This is a genomic window from Ruegeria sp. HKCCD7251 (assembly GCF_013031165.1).
Classification (GTDB): domain Bacteria; phylum Pseudomonadota; class Alphaproteobacteria; order Rhodobacterales; family Rhodobacteraceae; genus Ruegeria.
This window is the reverse complement of the sequence record NZ_WPZC01000001.1, coordinates 157,912-173,375: the sequence shown is the minus strand read 5'-3', so window position 1 is coordinate 173,375 and position 15,464 is coordinate 157,912. Positions and strand designations below refer to the sequence as shown.

Sequence of the window (15,464 nt, the reverse complement as noted above, 5' to 3'; positions counted from 1 at the left end):
TTTGACGATTTTCAATGGACCGAGAAAATCAAAGACGCTGAGACTGAGACAATGACACCCAATCCCAATACGCTGTACGATATTCAGGATCTGCCGGATGTTGGCATTCACATGCCGGACGGTTGCCGCCTTTCGGCGCGAATCTGGATGCCCGAAAAAGCTACCGAGACCCCCGTTCCCGCCATTCTGGAATTTTTACCGTATCGCAAACGCGACGGGACCGCGACACGCGACGCGCTGACCCATCCCTGGTTTGCCAAACGCGGTTACGCCTGTATTCGTGTCGACATGCGCGGCAATGGCGATAGCGAAGGGCTGATGGAAGATGAATATACCCAGCAGGAACTGGACGATGCAGTCGCGACGATCGAATGGTTGACGAAACAGCCTTGGTGCACGGGCAGCGTCGGCATGATGGGTATCAGTTGGGGCGGCTTCAACGCATTGCAGGTCGCGGCCATGCAGCCCGAGGCGCTGAAGGCGATCATCACGCTCTGTTCGACGGCTGATCGCTATGCGGATGACATCCATTACAAGGGCGGTTGCCTGCTGAATGAAAACCTCGGATGGGGCGCGACAATGTGGTCCTATTCTTCGCGCGCGCCCGATCCGGCCTTACGCCCGAATTGGCGTCAACTTTGGCTGGACCGGCTTGAGAATGAACCGTTCCTGCCCTCGGTTTGGCTCCGCCATCAAACGCGGGATGCGTATTGGCAGCATGGCTCGGTTTGCGAGGACTTCAGCGCGATCCAAGCTGCGACTTTGGCCGTCGGGGGCTGGGGCGACGCGTACAAAAACACGGTTCCCTTGCTGGTTGAGCAGTTGAAGTCCCCGGCCAAAGGCATCGTTGGGCCTTGGGTCCACAAGTACCCGCATTTCGCCGTGCCCGAACCCCGGATCGGGTTTCTACAAGAAGCGTTGCGCTGGTGGAACCACTGGCTGAAAGATGCAGATACCGGGGTTGAGAGCGACCCGGATTACCGCGCGTATCTGATGGACGGGGTTCGCCCGCAACGCTGGTACAACGACCGCCCCGGGCGCTGGATCGCTGAGAATGAAGGCGCCACATCCCATTTGCCGACGCAAGATTGGCACCTGACCGATTCCGGAATGGGCGCGTCGGGTCCTATGGATGTCAGGGTCCGTTCGCCTCAGACATGCGGCATGGAAAGCGGTGAGTATTGCGCCATCTGGCTTGGTCCGGACATGCCAGGTGACCAGCGTACAGACGATGCCATGTCCGCCTGTTTTGACGGCGAACCATTGGGGGCGGATCTTGATATCGTCGGTGCACCCCGCATTCGGTTGCGGATCAGCGCAGACCGACCTCAGACGCAGGTTGCCATACGTCTGAATCACCTGCACCCGGACGGGGCCTCTACGCGCATCACATATGGCGTGTTAAACCTGTCCCATCGCGACAGCCATGCCCAACCTGCCCCCTTGTCCCCCGGCGTCGCGTATGATGTCACGCTGGATCTGGACCACATCGCCTATCGGGTTCCGAAAGGTCACCGCCTACGCGTGGCTGTTTCAAGTGCCTATTGGCCCTTGATCTGGCCGTCGCCGGAGCCGGTTGAACTACATCTGACTAAGGGCGAAGTCTCGATCCCTGTTCGTCCGACAGAAACAGATGAATATGTTTTCCCGCCCCCCGAATCCGAGGTGCCGCGTGACGCCACCATCCTACGCAAGGCCCAAAACAACAGACGTGTCGAAACGGATATGAACACCGGTGAGACCCGCCTGATCATCGAAGATGACTTTGGCCTGACAAAGGACAATCACCACGGCCTGACAAATGGCGGAACCGCTTACGAATGCTGGTCGATCCACCCGGATGACCCTCTTTCAGCCAAAGGGCAATGCCTCTGGACGCAGGAATTGAAGCGGGACGGTATCGAATTGCGCACCGAAACATCCTGTCAAATGTGGTCAGATCACACTAGTTTCTTCCTCAGGGCGAAATTGACAGCCTATGAGGGGGAGGTTGAGGTGTTTTCGAGGGAACTGGAGGATACCATACCGCGCAACCAGATGTGATTTTTCGAGCTGAAAAGGTAAGACATTTATCCTTGCTCAGAAGCGCGAATTGCGCCTAACTTGACTCATGCGTCAATAAAAGCCCGCAAAGGGCCAAAAATATCCAACCAATTGGGAGATCATTGGATGAACGAACAACTCACTCACATGACCAAAGAGGTCACAGCGGGCAAGCTGACCCGCCGCGAATTCATGGGGAAAGCTGCGGCCTTGGGTGTATCGACAGCGATGGCCAGCACACTGTTCGCAGATGCTGCACGCGCGGCAGGCCCGAAAAAAGGCGGTGATCTGAAATTTGGTCTGCAAGGCGGCGAATCGACCAACTCGCTTGATCCGGCAACCTATGCAAGCTCGGTTCCGTTCCAAAACGGCAAGCAGTTCGGCGACCAACTTGTCGAAGTTGCGCCTGACGGCTCGATCGAACCGCGCCTTGCTGAAAGCGTTGAAGGCAGCGCCGACGCTAAGGTCTGGACCTTCAAGCTGCGTCAGGGCGTGGAATTCCATAACGGCAAAACCATGACCAGCGAAGACGTGCTGAAGACGATGGAGCGCCACTCGAACGAAGACTCCAAGTCCGGTGCTTTGGGCATCATGAAGGGCATCGAGTCGATGAAGGCCGATGGCGACAATTTCCAGGTCACGCTGACCGAACCGAACGCCGACCTTCCTTACCTGATGGCCGATTATCACCTGATCGTCCAGCCTGATGGCGGCATGGACAACCCCGGCGCGGGTATCGGTACCGGCCCCTACCAGTTGGAAGTCGACGAGCCCGGCGTACGCCATGTGTTCAAAAAATTCGCTAACCACTGGAACTCGGATTTCGGCAATTTCGATAGCGTCGAAGTGGTCGTCATCAACGATGCCACCGCGCGTACCGCTGCGCTGCAATCCGGTCAGGTTCACGCGATCAACCGAGTCGAGCCCAAAGTCGCAGACCTGCTGGGTCGTGCGCCCAACCTGACCGTACACTCGACGGCCGGTCGTGGGCACTATGTGTTCATCATGCATTGCGACACTGCACCGTTCGACCAGAATGAGCTGCGTCTGGCACTTAAGCACGCAATCAATCGTCAGGAACTGGTGGACAAAGTTCTGCGTGGCTATGGCACCATCGGGAACGACATGCCAATCAACGCGGCCTATCCGCTGTTCGATGGTTCGATCCCGCAGCGTGAATTCAGCCTCGAAAAAGCGGCCGAGCACTATAAGAAGTCCGGCCATGACGGCTCGCCGATCATTCTGCGTGTTGCAGACGGCGCCTTCCCCGGTGCTGTCGACGCGGCGGCGCTGTTCCAGCAGACCGCAGCGCAAGCTGGTATCCCGCTGGAAATCAAGCGCGAGCCCAATGACGGCTATTGGTCCGAAGTCTGGAACGTACAGCCTTTCTGCGCCTCTTACTGGGGTGGCCGTCCGGTGCAGGATCAGATGTACGCAACCGCGTATCTGTCGACGGCGGATTGGAACGACACGCGCTTCAAGGTCCCGGCCTTTGACGAGATGCTGTTCCAGGCCCGTGCAGAGCTGGATAACGACAAGCGTAAGGACATCTACAGCCAGATGGGTCAGATGGTCCGCGACGAAGGCGGCCTGATCTGCCCGATGTTCAACGACTTTGTCGAAGGCATCAGCAACCAGCTTGCCGGGTGGGATTCCGATCCGACCCAAGAGATGATGAACGGCAACGTTTCTCGTAAGATGTGGTTCGCCTGATACGGGTCACGGATTTATGCATCCTATTTTGAAACTGGTTTCCCAGCGCCTGGCGCTGGGACTCCTTTTGCTGCTCGGCGCTTCGGCCCTGATTTTTGGCATGACCGAAGCCCTTCCCGGAGACGCCGCGCAAGCCGTCCTGGGGCAGTCCGCAACCCCAGAAGCCCTTGAAAACCTACGCGAAGAGATGGGCCTGAACCGGCCTGCGCTGACCCGCTATTTCGAATGGCTGGGGGGCCTTGTTCAAGGTGATCTGGGACAATCCCTGACCAACAAGCTCGACATTGCCGAATCCGTCGGTGGCCGTCTGAGCAATACCCTGTTTCTTGCATTCTGGGCGGCGGTTATATCCGTCCCGCTTGCTATCTTTCTGGGCCTGCTGGCCGTGCGCTACCGCAACCGCTGGCCCGACAAGCTGATCTCGGCGGTCACCCTAACCACGATCTCGATCCCCGAATTCCTGATCGGCTACGTTCTGGTCTATTTCGTGGCTGTGAAGCTGGGCATGTTCTCACCGCTTGCGATGATCAATGACAGCATGACACTTGGTCAAAAGCTGAACTCGATCGCATTGCCTGTTATCGTTCTGACGCTGGTGGTCCTTGCGCATATGATGCGAATGACACGCGCAGCGATCCTGAACGTGATGCAGTCGGCCTATGTCGAGACTGCTGAACTGAAGGGGTTGACCAACTTCAAGATCATCTACCGCCACGCGCTGCCCAACGCGGTTGCGCCAATTGTCAACGTGGTGATGCTGAACCTGGCCTATCTGGTGGTCGGCGTCGTCGTGGTCGAGGTGGTGTTCGTCTATCCCGGCATGGGACAGTACCTTGTGGACCACGTGACCAAGCGTGATGTTCCGGTGGTTCTGGCCTGCGGCGTGATCTTTGCCGCGATCTATATCGGGTTGAACATGGTTGCCGACATCGTTGCCATTCTTGCCAACCCAAGGCTGAGGCATCCGAAATGAAGAACATCCCAATCTCTGCAATGATCGGGCTGGCCTTCACAGCCCTCTACTTCATCATCGCTCTACTTGCGCCCCTGTTGGCCCCTTATGGCATGGCCGAGGTCGTGGGCGACGTGTGGGAGCCTTCGAGTTCTCAGTTCTGGCTTGGCACCGACAATATTGGGCGCGACCTTCTCAGCCGCATGATCTATGGCGGGCGGACGACGATCTTTATCGCTACTGCTGCGACTATCCTCAGCTTTGTGACCGGTTCTATCCTTGGGTTTCTGGCTGCTGTGCTGGGCGGTTGGGCCGATCAGGTCATGTCGCGGACCGTCGATCTGATCATGTCGATCCCGACGCTGATCAGCGCGCTGGTCGTTCTGGCGATGGTCCCAGTGACCATCCCGGTTCTTATCCTCGTCATGGGGCTGCTGGATTCCACCCGCGTCTATCGTCTGGCCCGCGCGGTCGCGGTAGATATCGCCGTGATGGATTATGTCGAAGCCGCAAAACTGCGCGGTGAAGGCCAATCGTGGATCATCTTCCGCGAAATCCTGCCCAACGCTTTGTCACCGCTGGTGGCGGAACTAGGTCTGCGCTTTATCTTTGCGGTTCTCTTTGTGTCGACACTGTCGTTCCTTGGCTTGGGTGTTCAACCACCCTTGGCCGATTGGGGCGGGATCGTGAAGGAAAACAAGGACGGTATCGTCTATGGCATCGGCGCGGCGCTATACCCGGCTGTGGCCATCGCAACGCTGGCGATCTCGGTCAACCTGGTGGCTGACTGGGTCTTGAACCGCACCACATCGCTGAAAGGAGGCCGGGGATGAGTGATACCCTTCTCAAGGTCCGCGACCTCAAGATCGGCGCGACCGTTTATCCACCGGGTGAAAAACCCCATGACATCGAGATCGTGCACGGGGTCAGCTTTGACCTCGAACGCGGCAAGGTGCTGGGGCTGATCGGAGAATCCGGCGCTGGTAAGTCAACCATCGGTCTGGCCTCGATGGCCTATGGCCGGGGCGGTGTGCAGATCACAGGCGGTGAGGTTTGGGTCAACGGGCGTGACATCCTGAAGACCTCATACGGCGATATCCGCAAGCTGCGCGGGGGTGAGGTTACTTACGTGTCTCAATCTGCAGCGGCGTCCTTCAACCCCGCCAAGAAGATCATGGATCAGGTGGTTGAGGCTGCGGTGGAACAAAAGAAGTTCAGCCGTAAAGAAGCCGAAAAACGCGCGCGGGAATTGTTTGCCAAGCTGGGTCTGCCCGACCCCGACAATATCGGTGAGCGTTATCCGCACCAGGTGTCAGGCGGTCAGCTACAGCGCTGTATGACTGCTTTGGCGCTATGTCCCGAACCCGATCTGGTGGTGTTTGATGAACCCACCACGGCGTTGGACGTGACCACCCAGATCGACGTTCTGATGGCCATCAAAGAAGCCATCGCGGATACCGGTGTTGCCGCGCTTTATATCACGCACGACCTTGCCGTGGTCGCGCAGGTCAGCGACGACATCATGGTTCTGCGCATGGGCAATACGGTCGAGTACGGCAATACCGACCAGATCATCAACAACCCGCAGGAAGAGTATACCAAGGCTCTGGTCTCGGTCCGCTCGATCGAACACGAAGAGAAAAAACCCACACCTGAACCGGTGCTGAGCGTTGACGGCATCACCGCGCGCTATAAGGGGCTGAATTTCGACGTGCTGCACAACGTCAATGTCGAGCTTCACCCGGGGCAGACGCTGGCGGTTGTGGGTGAATCCGGCTCGGGCAAGTCGACGCTGGCGCGGGTGATCACCGGCCTTCTGCCGCCGCGCGATGGTGAGATCACCTTTGCCGGGCGCAAGCTGTCGGCAGACCTTAAGGGTCGCACCCGCGAGGACCTGCGCGAGTTGCAGATGATCTACCAGATGGCCGACGTTGCGATGAATCCGCGTCAGACTGTCGGGACCATCATCGGTCGCCCGCTAGAGTTCTATTTCAACATGCGCGGCGCGGAAAAGCGCAAGCGGATCATCGAACTGCTGGATGAGATCGAGCTGGGCGAAAAGTTCATCGACCGTTATCCGGCGGAACTGTCGGGCGGGCAGAAACAGCGTGTCTGTATCGCCCGGTCTCTGGCGGCCAAGCCCAAGATGATCATCTGTGATGAGGTGACCTCGGCACTGGACCCGCTGGTGGCAGATGGCATCCTGAAACTGCTGCTGGACCTGCAAAAGATCGAGGATGTGGCCTATCTGTTCATCACGCACGATCTGGCGACGGTCCGCGCGATCAGCGACAGTATCGCGGTGATGTATCAGGGCCGTGTGGTCCGTTACGGCCCTAAGTCACAAGTGTTGAGCCCACCGTTCGACGACTATACCGACCTTCTGCTCAGCTCGGTCCCCGAGATGCATCTGGGCTGGTTGGAAGAGGTTGTCGCCCACCGCAAAATGGAAAGCGCGGGGAACTGATCCCGCAAAAAACACTCATGAAATCCCGGCACGTGTCACAAACAGGTGTCGGGATTTTGCTATTTGGGACTGGAATGGGCGGCTTATCCGGGGCGAATCCGCTAGGCTCACCCAAAGAACTAACGAAAAGGCCGGACCATGGACCGCAAACTCCTCCTCATCATTCTTGACGGTGTGCCGTGGCGCAATTTCCGCCGCTTGTTCGGCAATCTTGAGGGCTGGGTCGAGAGTGGTGAGGCGCGGGTCTGGAAGCTGCGTTCGGTGCTGCCATCGACCTCGGCCAGTTGCTATGCCTCGATCCACACGGGCGTCACTCCACAGGAACATGGGTGCACCGGCAACGGCAATGTCTTCCGCCTGAGTCACAAGGACGTGTTCAGTCAGGTGCGCGAGGCCGGGGGCATCACCGGGGCCGTCACCCACAGCTATTGGTCGCAATTCTTCAACCGCCACCCGTTCGATTACGTGCGCGACGTTGAATATGATGAACCGGACAGCAAGACGATCAATCATGGTCGGTTTCACACCATGACCGGCTATGGCAAGGCCAACCAGATGACGCCCTGCGACGTAGACCTATTTGCCCAGCTCACCAACATGTGCCTGCGCTTCGGGCTGGATTACGGCATCCTGCACACCTGCACGCTGGACAGCATGGGACATCGCTTTTTCCATGAAAGCGAGGAAATGGACCACGCCTGTTTTGTCATGGACGAGATGCTGGCCCCTTTCATCCCCCGTTGGCGGCAACTAGGATACGAGGTGATCGTCACGGCCGACCATGGCCAAGATGAACGTGGCCACCACGGAGGCCGCAGCCCATTGCAGCAGGAAACGGCGCTGTATTATTTCGGCGATGCAGAAGGCCCCGAGGCGGATGTGGTCATCGACCAGCTTCAACTTGCCCCTACGATCCTGACCCGGATGGGCACGCCCGTGGCCGAGACCATGAAGGCACAGCCATTCCTCAAGTAATCAGTCATAAGGCCATATCTGCTGACCCAGCGCTTCGATCGCCACGGATATCCGCTCAAAACTGTCCGCGGCACGCTTGACCGAGGTTCGCGCCCGTAGATAGCCGTGCACCAGCCCCGCTTCGTTGATGCAGTGTGCTTTGCCGCCGGCCTCGGTAATCCGGGCGCAATAGTCTGGCCCGTCATCGCGCAACGGATCGCAGTCTGCCGTTACGACCACAGTCGGCGGCAAGTTTGAGAAATCGCTATCGTGCAACGGAGCATAGGTCGGATCATCCTGCGGCGCTGGTCCGCCGCACCGCACCTTTTCATAGAAGACGATATCCTCCAGCGTCAAAAGCGGCGCATGGGCATGTTCAAGATACGACCCCTTCGACCGGTCCCCGCCCAGACCGGGATAGATCAGCACCTGCCCCAGAATCATATCCAAACGTCCGCGCGCGTGATGAGCGACAGCCGCTGCCAGATTCCCTCCGGCGCTGTCTCCGGCCAGTACCAACGCATCCCCGAATTCCGTTGCAGCCCAATTCACTGCAGTCCAGGCGTCCTGAAATTGGGCGGGATGAACATGTTCCGGGCACAGCCGGTAATCCACTGAGACAACCCGATAACCAGTTTGCGCGCAAATCTCGGCGCAAACATCATCGTGGCTGTCCAAGCCGCCTACGACAAAGCCGCCCCCATGCAGGTAAACTACCGTTCGTGTGGGATCGCCTGCAGCATAGACGCGAACAGGCACGCCGTCGGCATGCCTGTCTTCTGTTTCTACCCCCGCAGGACGCGGTTGGCGAAAGTCCTGACACATCGCGTCATAGACGCGGCGCTGGTCGTCAATCGACAGCTCGACCGCGTCATCGGGATAGCTTTCGGCGGTACGTCTTATGAACGCCCAGGTTTCTTCGTCAATCAGGCGTTCATAATCCATGTCCCCTCCGCGATCAGACAGCCCATTCCCATGGCTGGGTGAAAGAGCCCAGCACTTTGCTGACATCGTCGTCCGAGGAACCGTTCGCGTCAAGCTGTGCAACCAGCCCGCGCTTTTTGTCGTCAATCACCGATACAACGCGGGCATCGACGCCTGCTTTTTCCAGCGCGCCGTTATAGATACGTGTGATTGCCTGTTTGCGCAGTTCGGGTTTGAACACCTTGCCAACTGCGGTCTTGGGAAGCTCGTCCAGAATGGTCATGTGCTTGGGCTGCGCCGCACGTTCGTGAACATGGACGTCGCAATATTCCAACAGCTCCTTTTCGGTAACCGAGGCGCCCTCGACTAGTTCGACAAAGGCACAGGGTACCTCTCCCGCATAGGCATCGGGCTGTCCAATGGCACCGGCAAAGGCAACGGCATCATGTCCCAGCAGCGCCTCTTCGATTTCGGCGGGGTCGATATTGTGACCGCCACGGATGATCAGGTCCTTGGCGCGGCCTGTGATCCACAGATAACCGTCCTCGTCGAAACGACCCAGATCGCCGGTGCGCAGATATGTGTCAAAGTGGTAAAGATCCACGTTCTTGTCGGCCTCGGTATAGGTGTTGCCAGCATAGACCCCTGGGTTCGAGATACAGATCTCACCGATCTCGTTAGGGGCGGCTTCCGCCGGCCCATCCTGTCCATCGTTTAGGATTTTGACATCCGTATAGGGGAACGGAATCCCGATCGAACCGATCTTCTTCTCACCATCTGTCGGGTTACAGGACACCAGACAAGTCGCCTCGGTCAGGCCATAACCTTCGATGATGGTCACACCGGTCGCTTCCTCGAAGCGGCGGAACAGCTCTACCGGCAGCGGGGCCGAGCCCGAGAACGCAGTTTTCACGGTCGAGATATCGGCATCCACCGGGCGCTGCATCTTTGCGGCAATCGCGGTGGGCACGGTAATGATGAACGTGACTTTCCAACGCTCGATCAGTTTCCAGAAATTGTCGAACACGCCGTCGCCGCGATATCCGGCAGGTGTCGGGAACACCACATGCGCACCCGAAGACACAGCGGACATCATGATCACGTGAACCGCAAACACGTGGAACATCGGCAATGGACACATCACCACGTCCTTGTCCGTAAACAGCAGCGTGCCGCCCAGCCAGCCATTGTAAATCAGGCCAGAATACTTGTGCTGCGCCACCTTCGGCATACCCGTGGTTCCGCCGGTGTGGAAATAGCAGGCGACGCGGTCTTCCTTGCTGTCCTCGAAGGTCAGGGTCGTGGGCTGCTTTGCCAGCTCTTTGTTGAAATTTTTATAGTTCGCGTGGGCCAGATGTTCCTTGTCGCCCATCTTGGGGCGCAGGAACGGAACCAGCCATGATTTGGGAGGCGTCAGATAACGGTTCAGGTCAATTTCAAGAATGGTGTTGACCTTGGGCGCATGGCGCACGGCCTCTTCGACCTTTTGCGCCACATCCGTCTTGGGAAAAGACTTCAGCGTGACAACAACCTTGGCGCCGGTTTCGCGCAAAATGGCCGCGATCTGTTCGGGTTCCAACAGCGGGTTGATCGGGTTCACGATCCCTGCCACTGCACCACCCATCATGGTGATCAGCGTCTCGTTACAATTGGGCAGGATATAGGCCACCACATCCTTTTCACCCACACCCAACGAGCGGAACAGGTTCGCCGCCTGATTGACCTTTCCAAGCAATTCAGACCACGTCAGCGTTTCGGCCTTGTCCGTCGGACCGGACATAAGTTGAAAACTGATCGCGTTGTTATTGGGAAACTTACCCGCAGTCCGGGACAGCAGTTGGTGGAATGTGACCGGAACGTCCCGATCCTCCCACGGCATTTCCTGCTCCAGTTTTAGCTTGTCTTCCACTCCGACAAAGGCCATGCGGCACCTCCCTGATTGCTTCCCGCGTCACGCACGGGTTTTAAGTCCACCGTAGGATGGAAGCAAAACCGTGTACGCGCAAGCAGGCGCATAGCCAAAAAATGTGCAATTAAGCAGCGTGACGCAGCGGAGTGTTCAATACTGCCCCGACGTCATTTTATTCTGCGGCGACTCCATCAGTAAACTGCAGCCGCGCCAAACGCGCGTAAAGCCCGTCCTGGGCGACCAGATCATCATGGGTACCCTGCGCCACGATCTGCCCAGCTTCCATCACAATGATCCGATCTGCCTTTTTGACCGTTGCCAAGCGGTGGGCCACGATCAACGTCGTCCGACCCGCGCGCATCTGATCGACCGCCCCCTGAACCGCACGCTCACTTTCGGCATCCAGCGCCGAGGTTGCCTCGTCCAGCAACAGAACTGGCGCATCTCGCAGGATTGCCCGCGCGATGGCAATACGCTGTTTCTGCCCCCCTGACAGCATCACACCCCGTTCGCCAACGAAACTGTCATACCCTTCCGGGAGGGCCGAGATGAAGTCATGCGCAGCGGCAGCACGGGCAGCAGATTCCACTTCCGCGTCAGAAGCGTCCAGACGCCCAAAGCGAATGTTTTCCCGCGCTGATGCCGCGAAAATGATCGGGTCTTGCGGCACAAGGGCCATGTGACTGCGAAAATCACTCCTGTCCAGATCGCGCAAGTCGACACCATCAAGGCTGACACGGCCCGAATCCGGATCGTAGAAACGCTGGATCATTTGAATGACCGTCGTCTTCCCAGCACCCGACGGCCCCACGAACGCAACAGTTTCACCGGGTTTGACCGAAAGGGACAGGTGATCCAGCGCCACGACATCGGGTCGCGCAGGATAGTGGAATGTAACCTGATCAAAGTTGATCTCGCCCCGCACAGGCGTCGGCAAGTGAGAGGCGGATATGGGATCGGTCACGGTGTCCTGCGCGTTCAGCAATTCAACCAAACGCTCGGTCGCACCAGCCGCGCGCTGCAATTCGCTCCAGATCTCGGATAGGGCGGCGACCGAACCCGCCATTATGATCGAGTAGATAACGAACTGGATCAGAACACCTTCCGTCATCACACCGTTGCGAACGTCATTCGCCCCCATCCACAACACCCCGACAATGCCGGAGAACACCAGAAAGATCACAATCACGGTCAGCACGGCGCGCGTGCGAATACGGCGCAGCGACACGACATATGAGGTCTCGGTCATTTCACCAAACTGCTGGCGACTGGCCTGTTCATGGGTGAAGGCCTGCACGGTCTGAACGGCCGTCAGTGCCTCGCCTGCATTACCGGATGAGGCGGCGATCCAATCCTGATTTTCGCGGCTTATCACCCGTAGACGACGGCCCAGCACCAGAATCGGAACCACGACCAGCGGGATCAACAGCAACACCATTCCCGTCAGCTTGGCCGAGGTCAAAAGCATCAGGACCAGCCCACCGAAAAACATCAGCATGTTCCGCAGAGCGATGGAAACCGATGAACCGATTACGGACTGAATCAGCGTCGTGTCCGTCGTAATTCGGCTTAGGACTTCCCCCGTCATGATACGTTCATAGAACTCGGGGCTCATCCCGATTACCCGGTCGAAAACCGCCTTGCGAATATCCGCCACCACGCGTTCGCCCAACTTGGTAACCAGCGCATAGCGGATGCCCGTCCCGACAGCCAGAACAGCGGCAATTGCAAGCGCGGCAAGAAAATACCAGTCAAGCAGCTCGCCATCTTCGATCCGAAAATTGTCAACCACACGACGCACCGCCAGGGGCAAGGTCAAGGTCATGCTGGCCGTCAAAACCAAAGCAAGCCCTGCCCCGGCCATGAGCAATCGGTAGGGTTTCATAAAGGGCCACAAAGACCCAAGAACGCCTATCTTCCGTGAGCGCGCACGTTCTTCGGTCGCGCTGGGGGCGGAATTTCCTGCGGGCTTGGCGGCGTCGGATCTTGCCATGTCTGGGCCTTATGTCGTGTTCGCACTTGGGTGAACGCTTCTTGACCGCAGGAACAGTTGGGGTCAAGCAAAGCACCAGATTTTGGGCCTTCACAGGGCCTTTTGACGCAAAGATTTGGGCTGATTTGGAGCGGGCGGCGGGAATCGAACCCGCTTCATCAGCTTGGAAGGCTGAGGTAATAGCCAGTATACGACGCCCGCTCAGCGGAGGTCGGTTTAAGCGATGCGCAAGGTGCCGTCAAGCGCAGTTCTTGGGCTGATTTCGATTTCATCCGATATAGGTTCAATCGGGCCATCCATGCCGGGGCGGGCCCGGAAATCGGACTGGGCCGGGCGATGTTGATCAATCCCGCTGCGGCAGCCAGTCGCACGAATCCAGCGTCGCAGAGATACGGATCATCGACGCATACCGAAGCTGCTGCGCGCCAGAATGCGCGATCAATTGCGATGGATAGGATGTCGCCGCTGCCAAAGCTTGCGGCAAGGGTACACCAACCTGCGTGACCAAAACGCGAATGGCCGTCGTCAAATCCAGATCAGCCCCGGCCAATGTGCCATCCTCAAGCGTGAGTTTCCCGTTTGTCCGTGTGATCCTGCGGCTCTCCAACTCGAACGCGGTCAGGTCGGTGCCCGCAACAGCCATCGCGTCACTGACAAGGAATATCTGCCCCGGAGACGTCTTGGCCGCCCATGCAGCCCGCATGACTTCGGGATGCACGTGAATTCCATCAGCGATCAAACCGGCGGATAGCCCGCCATTTGCCAGCGCAGCCCCCACCAGACCGGGTTCGCGGTTTCCAAGCTGGCTCATTGCGTTGAACAAATGCGTCACGCACCGCGCACCAGCCGCCGCATAACGCTGACACGTCGCGAAATCCGCATCACTATGACCCAGAGATACCAGCACCCCAGCGTCATGGAGCACGGCGACTTGCTGCTCGGTCACGGCCTCGGGCGCAACCGTGACCATCAGACAGGGCAGCGCGTCTGCCGCGGCGATCAGCGCGGCCAAATCCGTGTCGTCCATTGGCCGGATCAGATCCGCGTCATGGGCGCCTTTGCGCGCTACCGACAAGTGAGGCCCCTCCAGATGCAGCCCGGCCACACCCGATACACCTTCGCGAACCGCCTGCACGGTCGCTTCAATTGCTGCCTGCGTTTTCTCTGCCGTATCCGTAATCAATGTGGGCAACAGCGACACAACGCCCAAACGCCGGTGAGCCGCCGCAATGCGTTGAACAGTCTGGACCGAGGGGTTGTCATTGAACATGATCCCATCGCCGCCATTGACTTGCAGGTCGCAATAGCCGGGGCTTAGAATATCGCCCTTCAGGTCGACAACTTCACCACCAACGGCATCAGACTCGGGCCGGATTTCACCTTCCTCCCCATCCCGGAAGGTGATCGCGTGGTCATACAGCAAACGGTTACCGTCGAAGATGGGACCGTTACGGAAGGTTACCGTGTTATTTGTCATACCGTCTCAGTCACTTTCTTCAGATGCCGCGGCGCATCGGGGTCAATCCCGCGGGCGCTGGCCAGGGATTCAACCATACCATAGAAAGCGGTGATCGCGGTGATCGGGTCGGTGATCCAATGGCCGGTCTTGACGACCGGAAGCGGGCCGGCCTGCGTGACTTTTTCCGTAGTTGCAAAGACAGCCGCGCCCTTCCCTGCCAATGCATCGGCGGCTTCAGCCGTTGCTTGCTCGGCCGCGTCACTTGCGGCGAACACGATAGCTGGGAAACCTTCCTCTACGATCGAGACCGGCCCATGCAGAACTTCGGCCACCGAATAGCTTTCGGCGTGGATCTGACAAGTTTCCTTGATCTTCAACGCTGCCTCGCTGGAGATTGCAAAAGAAGGGCCCCGCCCAAGGGTAAACAACGATCTACCCGTGATGGTGTCAGCCGCGGCAGACCAATCGCAATGAGCGGCCTTTTCAAGCAGCGGCGGCAAGGCTTGGATGGCCTTCAGAAGGTCTGCGTCGCGCTTGACCTCTGCCAACAGCCAAAGCCCGGCAACCAGAGATGTCACGAAGGTTTTGGTGGCAGCTACACTCAACTCGGGCCCGGCGTGCAGGGGAAGGACCGCACCGGCGACCTCGGCCAAACGAGAGTTGGTGTTGTTGGTGATCGCGACCGTAGCAGCTCCTGACCGACCCAACGAGCGCGCAAGGTCCACAATATCCGGGCTTTGCCCGGACTGCGAAACGGACAGGCAGACCGCGCCTTTTGCCTGCAACTCAACCCCGTAGATCGAACTGACCGATGGCCCGACCGAAGCGACGGGAAGGTTCAGCAACAGCTCGCTGGCATATTTGATGTAGCTGCACGCGTGATCAGACGATCCGCGCGCCACCGTGATCAGAAAGCGCGGATCAGCCTCGCGGAAAACCTTAGCGGCATTCTGGATGTCCTGCGCGCCTTGGGACAGCAATCTGTCAACCGCCGCAGGGATTTCCAGAATCTCTTGGCGCATTTTCGAAGTAGTTTCTGACATGAATTTC

General features: G+C 58.3%; 11 protein-coding genes and 1 tRNA gene. 6 read left to right on the top strand and 6 right to left on the bottom strand.

Translation table 11 applies throughout. From position 1 onward, the window contains the following. Positions 1 to 51 precede the first annotated feature (51 nt). The 6 genes from GOX75_RS00835 to GOX75_RS00810 all read left to right on the top strand — a co-directional run bounded on the left by GOX75_RS00835 (position 52) and on the right by GOX75_RS00810 (position 8,150). Positions 52 to 2,043, top strand: coding sequence for a CocE/NonD family hydrolase (locus GOX75_RS00835; protein ID WP_171120416.1), 1,992 nt, complete (start codon positions 52 to 54; stop codon positions 2,041 to 2,043). 126 nt (positions 2,044 to 2,169) lie between these two features. Further along, positions 2,170 to 3,756 carry an ABC transporter substrate-binding protein gene (locus GOX75_RS00830; protein WP_171120415.1) on the top strand — a complete coding sequence of 529 codons (1,587 nt, stop codon included), beginning with the start codon at positions 2,170 to 2,172 and terminating at the stop codon, positions 3,754 to 3,756. Between the two features lie 16 nt (positions 3,757 to 3,772). After that, positions 3,773 to 4,729 carry an ABC transporter permease gene (locus GOX75_RS00825; RefSeq protein ID WP_171120413.1) on the top strand — a complete coding sequence of 319 codons (957 nt, stop codon included), beginning with the start codon at positions 3,773 to 3,775 and terminating at the stop codon, positions 4,727 to 4,729. Continuing rightward, complete coding sequence (locus GOX75_RS00820) at positions 4,726 to 5,541, top strand: ABC transporter permease (protein WP_171120411.1); 816 nt, start codon at positions 4,726 to 4,728, stop codon at positions 5,539 to 5,541. The genes GOX75_RS00825 and GOX75_RS00820 overlap by 4 nt, the downstream gene beginning before the upstream one ends. Then, complete coding sequence (locus GOX75_RS00815; protein ID WP_171120409.1) at positions 5,538 to 7,175, top strand: ABC transporter ATP-binding protein; 1,638 nt, start codon at positions 5,538 to 5,540, stop codon at positions 7,173 to 7,175. Before GOX75_RS00820 ends, GOX75_RS00815 begins: the two co-directional genes overlap by 4 nt. 138 nt (positions 7,176 to 7,313) lie before the next feature. Continuing rightward, entirely contained in the window at positions 7,314 to 8,150 is an 837-nt protein-coding gene (locus tag GOX75_RS00810) for an alkaline phosphatase family protein (protein ID WP_171120407.1), read from the top strand. Here GOX75_RS00810 and GOX75_RS00805 read toward each other — a convergent pair whose 3' ends face one another. From GOX75_RS00805 to GOX75_RS00780, 6 genes are all read right to left on the bottom strand, one after another. Then, positions 8,151 to 9,074 carry an alpha/beta hydrolase gene (locus tag GOX75_RS00805; protein WP_171120405.1) on the bottom strand — a complete coding sequence of 308 codons (924 nt, stop codon included), beginning with the start codon at positions 9,072 to 9,074 and terminating at the stop codon, positions 8,151 to 8,153. Between the two features lie 13 nt (positions 9,075 to 9,087). Then, positions 9,088 to 10,977 (bottom strand): acyl-CoA synthetase, encoded by a 1,890-nt coding sequence (locus GOX75_RS00800; protein WP_171120403.1) that lies wholly within the window; start codon positions 10,975 to 10,977, stop codon positions 9,088 to 9,090. A 157-nt stretch (positions 10,978 to 11,134) separates the two neighbouring features. Beyond that, complete coding sequence (locus GOX75_RS00795; protein WP_171120401.1) at positions 11,135 to 12,955, bottom strand: ABC transporter transmembrane domain-containing protein; 1,821 nt, start codon at positions 12,953 to 12,955, stop codon at positions 11,135 to 11,137. 126 nt (positions 12,956 to 13,081) lie between these two features. Beyond that, a tRNA-Gly gene (locus tag GOX75_RS00790) sits at positions 13,082 to 13,156 on the bottom strand. 142 nt (positions 13,157 to 13,298) lie between these two features. Then, a complete protein-coding gene (nagA, locus tag GOX75_RS00785) occupies positions 13,299 to 14,432 on the bottom strand; it encodes an N-acetylglucosamine-6-phosphate deacetylase (RefSeq protein WP_171120399.1) in 1,134 nt (377 codons plus the stop codon). Continuing rightward, positions 14,429 to 15,457 carry an SIS domain-containing protein gene (locus tag GOX75_RS00780; RefSeq protein ID WP_171120397.1) on the bottom strand — a complete coding sequence of 343 codons (1,029 nt, stop codon included), beginning with the start codon at positions 15,455 to 15,457 and terminating at the stop codon, positions 14,429 to 14,431. Before GOX75_RS00780 ends, nagA begins: the two co-directional genes overlap by 4 nt. Between the last annotated feature and the right edge of the window lie 7 nt (positions 15,458 to 15,464).

Excerpts from the sequence above, each read along its gene's own strand:
- nagA (WP_171120399.1), bottom strand. The coding sequence starts at position 14,432 with ATGACAAATAACACGGTAACCTTCCGTAACGGTCCCATCTTCGACGGT.
- GOX75_RS00805 (WP_171120405.1), bottom strand. The coding sequence starts at position 9,074 with ATGGATTATGAACGCCTGATTGACGAAGAAACCTGGGCGTTCATAAGA.
- GOX75_RS00825 (WP_171120413.1), top strand. The coding sequence starts at position 3,773 with ATGCATCCTATTTTGAAACTGGTTTCCCAGCGCCTGGCGCTGGGACTC.
- GOX75_RS00830 (WP_171120415.1), top strand. The coding sequence starts at position 2,170 with ATGAACGAACAACTCACTCACATGACCAAAGAGGTCACAGCGGGCAAG.
- GOX75_RS00810 (WP_171120407.1), top strand. The coding sequence starts at position 7,314 with ATGGACCGCAAACTCCTCCTCATCATTCTTGACGGTGTGCCGTGGCGC.
- GOX75_RS00795 (WP_171120401.1), bottom strand. The coding sequence starts at position 12,955 with ATGGCAAGATCCGACGCCGCCAAGCCCGCAGGAAATTCCGCCCCCAGC.
- GOX75_RS00815 (WP_171120409.1), top strand. The coding sequence starts at position 5,538 with ATGAGTGATACCCTTCTCAAGGTCCGCGACCTCAAGATCGGCGCGACC.
- GOX75_RS00835 (WP_171120416.1), top strand. The coding sequence starts at position 52 with ATGACACCCAATCCCAATACGCTGTACGATATTCAGGATCTGCCGGAT.
- GOX75_RS00820 (WP_171120411.1), top strand. The coding sequence starts at position 4,726 with ATGAAGAACATCCCAATCTCTGCAATGATCGGGCTGGCCTTCACAGCC.
- GOX75_RS00800 (WP_171120403.1), bottom strand. The coding sequence starts at position 10,977 with ATGGCCTTTGTCGGAGTGGAAGACAAGCTAAAACTGGAGCAGGAAATG.
- GOX75_RS00780 (WP_171120397.1), bottom strand. The coding sequence starts at position 15,457 with ATGTCAGAAACTACTTCGAAAATGCGCCAAGAGATTCTGGAAATCCCT.